The sequence below is a fragment of the Candidatus Methylomirabilota bacterium genome (genome assembly GCA_035936835.1).
Classification (GTDB): domain Bacteria; phylum Methylomirabilota; class Methylomirabilia; order Rokubacteriales; family CSP1-6; genus AR37.
This window is the reverse complement of record DASYVT010000191.1, coordinates 1-7856: the sequence shown is the minus strand read 5'-3', so window position 1 is coordinate 7856 and position 7856 is coordinate 1. Positions and strand designations below refer to the sequence as shown.

At 69.6% G+C, this 7856-nt stretch carries 9 protein-coding genes; all 9 read right to left on the bottom strand.

Annotated elements, in window-relative coordinates:
• Window positions 1-384 (bottom strand): zinc ribbon domain-containing protein (locus VGV06_17225; GenBank protein ID HEV2056886.1); only part of this gene is annotated, 384 nt, incomplete at its 3' end.
• A 38-nt stretch (window positions 385-422) separates the two neighbouring features.
• On the bottom strand, window positions 423-2681 hold the full coding sequence (locus VGV06_17220) for a xanthine dehydrogenase family protein molybdopterin-binding subunit (GenBank protein HEV2056885.1): 2259 nt from the start codon (window positions 2679-2681) through the stop codon (window positions 423-425).
• Window positions 2682-2760: 79 nt separating this feature from the next.
• The gene (locus tag VGV06_17215; GenBank protein HEV2056884.1) at window positions 2761-3747 is read right to left on the bottom strand and encodes a TIGR03619 family F420-dependent LLM class oxidoreductase; all 987 of its coding nucleotides are present in this window, start codon (window positions 3745-3747) and stop codon (window positions 2761-2763) included.
• 11 nt (window positions 3748-3758) lie between these two features.
• The gene (locus tag VGV06_17210) at window positions 3759-4328 is read right to left on the bottom strand and encodes an amino acid synthesis family protein (protein HEV2056883.1); all 570 of its coding nucleotides are present in this window, start codon (window positions 4326-4328) and stop codon (window positions 3759-3761) included.
• Complete coding sequence (locus VGV06_17205) at window positions 4328-5503, bottom strand: amidohydrolase family protein (protein HEV2056882.1); 1176 nt, start codon at window positions 5501-5503, stop codon at window positions 4328-4330. Before VGV06_17205 ends, VGV06_17210 begins: the two co-directional genes overlap by 1 nt.
• Window positions 5504-5512: 9 nt before the next feature.
• Window positions 5513-6202, bottom strand: coding sequence for an ABC transporter ATP-binding protein (locus VGV06_17200; GenBank protein ID HEV2056881.1), 690 nt, complete (start codon window positions 6200-6202; stop codon window positions 5513-5515).
• Window positions 6203-6252: 50 nt separating this feature from the next.
• Complete coding sequence (locus tag VGV06_17195; protein ID HEV2056880.1) at window positions 6253-6699, bottom strand: hypothetical protein; 447 nt, start codon at window positions 6697-6699, stop codon at window positions 6253-6255.
• 61 nt (window positions 6700-6760) lie between these two features.
• Window positions 6761-7510: an ABC transporter ATP-binding protein gene (locus tag VGV06_17190; GenBank protein HEV2056879.1), complete on the bottom strand. Its 750-nt coding sequence runs from the start codon at window positions 7508-7510 to the stop codon at window positions 6761-6763.
• A partial coding sequence (locus VGV06_17185) for a branched-chain amino acid ABC transporter permease (GenBank protein ID HEV2056878.1) occupies window positions 7507-7856 on the bottom strand: 350 nt, incomplete at its 5' end. The genes VGV06_17185 and VGV06_17190, both read right to left, overlap by 4 nt.

Sequence of the window (7856 nt, the reverse complement as noted above, 5' to 3'; positions counted from 1 at the left end):
GTAGCGGTGCACGGCCTCCATCATCCGCTCGAGCACCGGATCGAGGAGCTTGCGCGCCTCCTCGGGATCGCGGTCGGCGAGCAACTCCATCGAGCCCTTCAGATCGGCGAACAGCACGGTGACCTGCTTGCGCTCCCCTTCGAGCGCGCTCTTCGAGGTGAGGATCTTCTCGGCGAGATGCTTGGGGGTGTAGGACTTGGGCGTGGCGAAGCGCGACTGGCCGGCGGTAGCCCCGCTGACGGGATGCGCGCACTCAGGGCAGAACTTCGCGGACGCGGGCAGTTGGGCGGCGCAGCTCGCGCAACGGGCTGCTAGCGGAGCCGCGCATCCGAGGCAGAACTTTGCCTGTGGAGGGTTCTCGGTCTGGCATCGAGGGCAGGTCATTTGGGTTGGGGCGAGGCTACCCTTGGGGCGAGGCTCCGTCAAGAAGCCGGCGTAGGCTTCCGCGAGACCAGCCCCTCCGGCAAGATCGGCAGCGACGTCACCCGTACACCGAGCGGCTTGACAGCGTCGGCGACGGCATTGGCGATGGCCGCCGGAGCGCCGATGGTCCCGCCTTCGCCCATGCCCTTGTAGCCGCCGCGTGTCAGCGGCGACGGTGTTTCCAGATGGCCGAGAGTGAAGGATGGCAGGTCGGCCGCCGCCGGCAGGGCGTAGTCCATCAGGCTGCCCGTAAGGAGCTGGCCGGATTCGTCGTAGACGAGACGCTCGCCGAGCGCCTCCCCGATGCCCTGGGCGACGGCACCATGGATCTGGCCCTCCACGATCATCGGATTGATGACAGGGCCGCAGTCCTCCACGACGATGTAGCCTCGCACCGTCACGCGACCCGTCCCGGCGTCTACCTCCACCGACGCGACGTGGACGGCGCCCGAGAACGTGGGCCCCGGCGGGTCGAAGCGCTCGGTCACTTCGAGGCTCGCCGTACCGGCAGCACGGGCCACTTCAGCGAGCGAGACGCCGCGGTCGGGCATGCCGCGCACGGAGACGCGGCCGCGGCGCAGCTCGAGATCGGCCGGGCTCGCTTCGAGCAGCCCACCGGCGAGATCGAGCACCTTCTTCCGGAGCGTCACCGCCGCCACGCCCGCTGCGCCCTGCTGGGCGATGGCGCCGCGGCTCGCGAAGGTGCCGCTGCCTTCGGGCGTCTCATCGGTATCGGGCTGTGAGACGACGACCTGCTCCAGCGGGACACCAAGCTCGTCGGCGACGATCTGGGCCGCCGTCGTCGCATGCCCCTGCCCCTGCGAGGAGAAGGACAGGCGGCAGCGCACGGTGCCGTCGGCCTCGACCGAGATGCGCGCGGCTTCAGGCCCCGGCACCTCGACCATGCCGCGCTGCCGATAGGTCGCCGAGCCCATGCCGGTGTACTCCGTGTAGCAGGAGATGCCGACGCCGAGGAGCCGGCCACGCGTCCGGCCCTCGTCACGCTCGCGCTTGAGCGCGTCATAGCCGGCGAGCTCGAGCGCCATCTCGAGCGCCTTGGGATAGTCGCCGCTGTCGTAGACGAAGCCCGCGGCTGAGGTGAACGGATAGGCGTCGCGTGCGATCAGGTTGCGGCGGCGGATCTCCGCGGGATCAAGCCCGAGGCGCTCGGCGAGGAGATCGAGCGTGCGCTCCATGACAAAGGCGCCCATGGTCATGCCGACACCGCGATAGGCGCCGAGCGGCGGCTTGTTGGTGGCGACGGCGAGCGCCTCCCACGCATAGGCCGGCGTTCGGTAGGGCCCCGGGATGATAGAAGCGGTGCCGGGCGGCTCCAGCGCCGCCGTCACCGGATGAATGTGATACGCGCCGTTGTCGGAGACAACGCGCGCGCGAAGGGCGAGCAGGACGCCGTCTCGATCCGTGGCCGCCTCGATGTCCACCCTCCCCTCGCGCGCCTGCGAGGCTGCGGCCAGGTTCTCGCGCCGCGTTTCGATCCACTTGACCGGGCGCCCGGCGGTCCACGCCAGCGCGGCGACAGCCAGGTCCTCGGGCAGGACGTTCATTTTCTGGCCGAAGCCGCCGCCGGTGTCCGGCACGACGACCCGCACGTGGCCCTCCGGAAGACGGAACGCGCGGGCGAGCGCCGTCCGTAAGATATGCGGCGCCTGCGTCCCGGTCCATACCGTGAGCCGATCCCCTTCCCACGCGGCGGTAATGCCTCGAGGCTCCAGCGGAGAGGCGGAGCAGCGCGCGTGGCTGAAGGTCTCGCGGAGCACGATGTGCGCGCGCGCGAAAGCCCCCTCCACGTCTCCGTATGAGTAGTCGCGACGAAAGAGCACATTGCCGGGGACGCCGTCGTGGAGGAGCGGAGCGCCCGGCGCCAAAGCGGACTCGACATCGGCGATCGGCGCCAGGGGCTCGTAGTCGACCTCGACAAGCTCGCAGGCGTCGGCGGCCTGCGCCGGGCTCCCGGCGCAGAGCGCGGCCACCGCCTCTCCGACGAAGCGGACGCGCTGGGGAGCCAGAGGCGGCCACGCGGTGGGCCAGAAGCCCTGGCCTTCCAGCCGCGGCGCGAACGGGGTGATCGACGCCGTCAGGTCCTGTCCCGCCAGCGCGGCGGCGACGCCGGGCGCGCCCCGCGCGCGCGCCAGGTCCACGCGGCGCACCTGCGCGTGCGCGTGCACGCTCCGCACGAAGGCCGCGTGGAGCAGTCCCGGCATCCTGAGATCGTCGAGGTAGGCGCCGCGCCCGGTCAGCAGGCGCGGGTCTTCGACGCGCTTGACGCTCCTGCCCGTCAGCCGCGGGGCGACGCTCAGACGCGGGCTCCTGGAAGCCTCAGGGCTTGGCGACGCGCGGCAGGACCTCGCCGGCCAGAAGCTCGAGCTGCTCCATGCCCCAGTTGAGCGGGTTCAGTACGATCTGCTCGCAGCCGCCGAGGGCGATGACCTTCGCCCGGATTTTCTCCGCCAATTCCTCAGCCTCGCCCAGGAGGTAGAACTCCTTCCAGTAGGGCAGGTCCATGCCCGAGTAGACCTTGAAGTGCGGCGCGGCGACCTCGGGCTTCTCACCCTTCTTCAGCACGTAGACGAAGTTGGAGTAGACCTTGGTCATGTCGCCGGGCTTTCTGCCGAAATCGTCCATGAAGCGCTGGATCTTGTTCCAGTCGCCCATGACCATGTCAGCGGTGGCAGAGGAGTGCGGCACCCAGGTCTTGGCGTACTTCGCGATGCGCTTGAGCACCGGATCGATATTGGTCACTGTCTGGCCGTAGACTTTCTCGAAGGGCTGGGTGCCGCCGCCGATCCAGATCGGCGGATGCGGCTTCTGCACGGGCTTGGGGTCGATGGTCAGGTTCTTCACTTGGTAGTACTTGCCCGCGTACGTGACGTTGTCGCCGGCCCAGAGCGCCGTCACGAGCTCCAGCATCTCGTCCATGCGGCGCCCGCGCTCCTTGTGCGGGATGCCCATGAGCGCGAACTCTTCCTCGTGCCAGCCGACGCCGACGCCGAGGATGCTGCGGCCGCCGCAGAGGAGATCGAGCGTCGCCCACTCCTTGGCGAAGTAGGCGGGGTTGCGGAGCGGCAGCACCAGCACCATGGTGCCCAGCTTGATCGTCCGCGTGACGCCGGCCAGCGCCGACAGCAGCGCCACGGGCTCGAGCCAGGTGCAGGCGTAGGCGGGCGGCGTCATCAGGAGGTGGTCGATGCTGACCGCCGAGTCGAAGCCCAGGTCCTCGGCGCGGCGGAGATAGGCGCCCATCTCGGCGAGCGTGGCGGTCTCGGGCCCGAGGGCAAAGCTCGGGATGCGCAGTCCGAATTTCATTCCCGCGGCTCTCATCGGAGACCGTCCTCCTTCTTGGCTTCGGCGACCGTGAGACCGCCGACCCGCGGATGCGGCCTGCCGCCGTCGGTGACGACGAGGGCGACCAGGATCTCGTCGGCGCGCGGGGCGTCCCCCAGCCGCACCTCCATCGCGTCGAAATGGGTGCGCACGAAGGCCGCGTCCTTGAAGTGGAGCGGCACGTCTATGGTCGCGCCGGGCCCGCCGAGCTTCTTCGCCGACGGGATGATGGCCTTGCCGCCCCCCACCGCGGCGCGGAACGGCGTGCCGAGCGTCGGGTGGAGGATGGCCGCCGCGTGCTCGTACTCGCCGTGCTCGCCGACGATCGCTGCTTTTCCATAGGAGTGCACGGGCGCGCCGAGCGCCGCGACGGCGCGGCGGCCGAGCAGGTCGCCCAGCTCCTCGCCCGTCTTGACCAGCTCCTGGAGATCCTCGACGAAGCGCCCGGCGAAGGGGTTCTCGATCACCGCGATGGCAGCGACCTTCTTGATGGGACGGGCGGCCTTCTTGCCACCGTCCTCGTAGATCTCCTCGACAACCGTCAACAGCTTCCGGATACGCATTAGTGGCCTCCTCCAGCGGGTCCGTGTCCCTTGACGACCTCGGCGGCGCGGGCCGCGGGCGGCGTGTTGCGGCTCCGGCCGATCTTGATCTGCCCGTCGATCAGCACCATGGAGATGCCGAAGAGGTCGCCGGCCTTGAGCGCCTCGAGCGCCGTCTTCCCGACGGAGCCGATCGGCGCGTCAACGATGCACAGGTCCGCCTCGCGGCCGGGCTCGATCACGCCCACCGGCAGCTTGTACACACGCGCGGTATTGCCCGTCGCCATGCAGATGGCCGCCTCGGGGCTCAGGCCGCCGAGCGAGGCCAGGTGCGCGATGACTCTCAGAATGCCGAGCGGCACCACGCCCGTGCCGGACGGCGCGTCGTTGCCAATGATGATGCGGTGAAGCGCCTTGGCGTCCTTGGCGCGCTCGAGGGTATGGAGCGCCGTCTTGCCGTTGCCGCAGTGGACGATCTCGAGCGCCATCTGCGTGGCCACGAGCGAGTCGATCTCCCGCTCGCTCATCGAGGTCGTGCCGCCGTTGATGTGGCCGACCACGTGCGGGTCGGCCTCGAGGACGACCTCCGCGCTGATCGGGCTCGAGCCCGCGATGGACGGCCCGCCCGTGTGGATGGTGACCGTCATGCCGTGCCTCTTGGCCCAGCGGACCATGGGCGCCGCGTCCTTGCCGGTCCTGACCGAGCCGAGCCCGATCTCGCCCACCAGCGTGACACCGTGCCGGGCCATCTCGGCGAAGTCCTCCTCGACCATGCCGAGCTCCAGGATCGGCGCGCCGCCGTGGACCTTGACGCCGGCGGGGCGCAGGTTCGCGTAGGCCTTGGCGGCGACGACGGCGAGCGCCTTCAGTCCCACGATGTCCTTGGGCCGCCCGGGCAGGTGGACTTCACCCGCCGAGATCATCGTGGTGAGCCCGCCGTTGAGCCCGGACTCGATGAAATCCATGGTCCGCTGGCGCGGCGTGAAGTCGCCAAAGACCGGATGGCAGTGGGAATCCATCAAGCCGGGAATGACGGCGCTGCCCTTGGCGTCTATGACCGTGTCGGCGTCGCCGTCCAGCCCCTTCCCTACGGCCACGATCTTGCCGTCGGCGATCAGGATGCTGTCCCCGTCGAGCAGGGGTTTCGCGATGTCTCCAGACACCATGAGCCCGATGTTCTTGATCAGCGTCTTCATGTCGGCTCCCTAGACCGTCAGGTACGCGCGGCGGGCAGCCTCATCTTCGAGCAGCCGCCCCATCGCGCCCTCCCACCGGATCTGGCCCTTCTCGATGATGTAGGCCCGGTCGGCCAGCCGCGCCGCGAACTTGAGATTCTGCTCGGAAAGCAGAATGGTCAAGCCCTCCCGCTTCAACGCCGCGATCTGCTGGCCGAGCGCCTGGACGATCACGGGCGCCAGCCCCTCGGAAGGCTCGTCGAGGAGCAGGATGCGCGGGTTGCCCATGAGCGTGCGCGCCACGGTCAGCATCTGCTGTTCCCCGCCCGAGAGGCTGCCGCCGCGACGGCCCGCCAGCTGACCCAGCTTCGGGAAGTACTCGTAGACGCGCGAGGCGCCCCAGCGGCTGCCGCCCTTGGCGCCCACCAGCAAATTCTCCTCCACAGTCAGATCGCTGAAGATGCGCCGGTCCTCGGGCACCCAGCCGATGCCGAGCTTGCTGATCTCGTGGGTGGGCAGCGCCGTGATATTCCGCCCGTCAAGGCTGATCGAGCCTCCGCTTACCTCGACGAGCCCCACGATGGCCTTGAGCGTGGTGGACTTGCCGGCGCCGTTGCGGCCGAGCAGAGAGACTACCTCCCCCTCCCGCGCCTCGATCGTGACGCCGTGGAGCACGCGCGACAGGCCATAGGCCGCCTCGACGCCGTCAAGGCGCAGCATGGAGGTGTCCCCGTGGCGGACTGTGGGCGAGAAGGACGCAGGCGGGAGGCCTAGGCGGGGCCGGAGCGGCCGATGACTCGGACTTCCAGATGGAGCAGGCGCCGGTCCACCCTGCCGAAGTCCTCGCGGACCTCACCGCGGAAGCGCTCGACCTTCTCGTCGAGGGCGCCCAGCCCCTCGGCGACGGCCTTGATGTCGGATTTGAGGTCCTCGGCGACGACGCCGAAGTAACGGCGGGTCTCGGCGGCGCTTGCGTCGACGCGCGCGAGAATTCTCGACTCGAACTGCTCCATCTGGAGTCGCGTCTCCGCTGCGCTCGCATGGATCTCCTGGCGGAGCTCGGTGCGCACCTGCTCGCCCATGGCCTGGATCTCCTGGCGGAGTCCGGCCGTCGTCGCAGACATTTCCTGGCGGAGTCCGGCGGCCGTCGCAGACATCTCCTGGCGCAGGTCGCCGCCGAGCCGTTCGAGGTCCGACGAGTCCGCGGGCCGGGGCATGCGTCATACTCCCGCACCTCGCGCGGCGCTGTCAACGGTATCCAAAAAGGTACGCCCGGCATCACTCGGCCTCTCCCAGATACACCTTTTGGACCTGCGGATCGGCGCGGACTTCGTCGGGGCGGCCTTCGGCGATGACGCGACCCTGGTGGAGCACCATGATGCGGTCGGCGACCGAGAAGACCACGTCCATGTCATGCTCGGTGAACAGCACCGTCAGGCCCCGCTCACGCGCGATCCGCTGGGTCAACGCCATGAGAGCGCCGCGCTCGGCCGGCGCCATACCCGCCGTGGGCTCGTCCAGCAACAGCATCTCCGGCGTGTTCGCCAGCGCCACGGCGAGCTCGAGTTTCTTAAGGTCGCCGTAGGCCAGCACTCCCGCCACCCTGTCCGCCTGCGCGGCAAGCCCGACCTGGCCGAGGAGCGCGCGCGCGGCGTCCACGTCCAGCCGGGCGGCGCGCCCGAGCAGCGAGTACGTCCGCTTCTCGTGGGAGAAGAGCGCGACCTGGACGTTCTCGAGCGCCGTCAGCGTGACGAAGGTGGCCGTGATCTGGAACGTGCGGCTGACGCCGCGGCGCCACACCGCGTGCGGCGGCAGCCCCGAGAGGCGCTCGCCCTTGAATCGCACCTCGCCCGCGTCGGCCCTGAGCTGACCCGTGAGCATGTTGAAGAAGGTCGTCTTCCCCGCCCCGTTGGGGCCGATGAGCGCGCGGATCTCTCCGCGAGGCATGGCCAGGTCCACGCCCGCCACGGCCTGCACCCCGCCGAAGGACTTGGCGAGCCCGCGCGTCTCGAGAACGGGCCCGCTCACGATCGTTTCCAGTCGAGCACGCCGGCGATCCCGCGCGGAAAGGCCAGCACCAGCGCGATCAAGATACCGCCCAGCCCCACCTGCCAGTAGTCGGTGTAGCGCGTGATCACGGTGTCGAGGAGCTTGTAGGCGGCAGCGCCGATCAGCGGGCCGGAGGGCGCGGCGACACCGCCGAGCAGCACCATCACCAGCGGCTGGACCGACATCGGCGCCTCGGTGTATACGGGGAAGACGCTGCCCTTGAGGAACACGAAAATCGCGCCGGCGAGACCGGCGAAAAAACCCGCGACGACGAAGGCGGTCCACTGGAGCGCGCGGATGTTGATCCCGACGGCCTCCGCTCGCC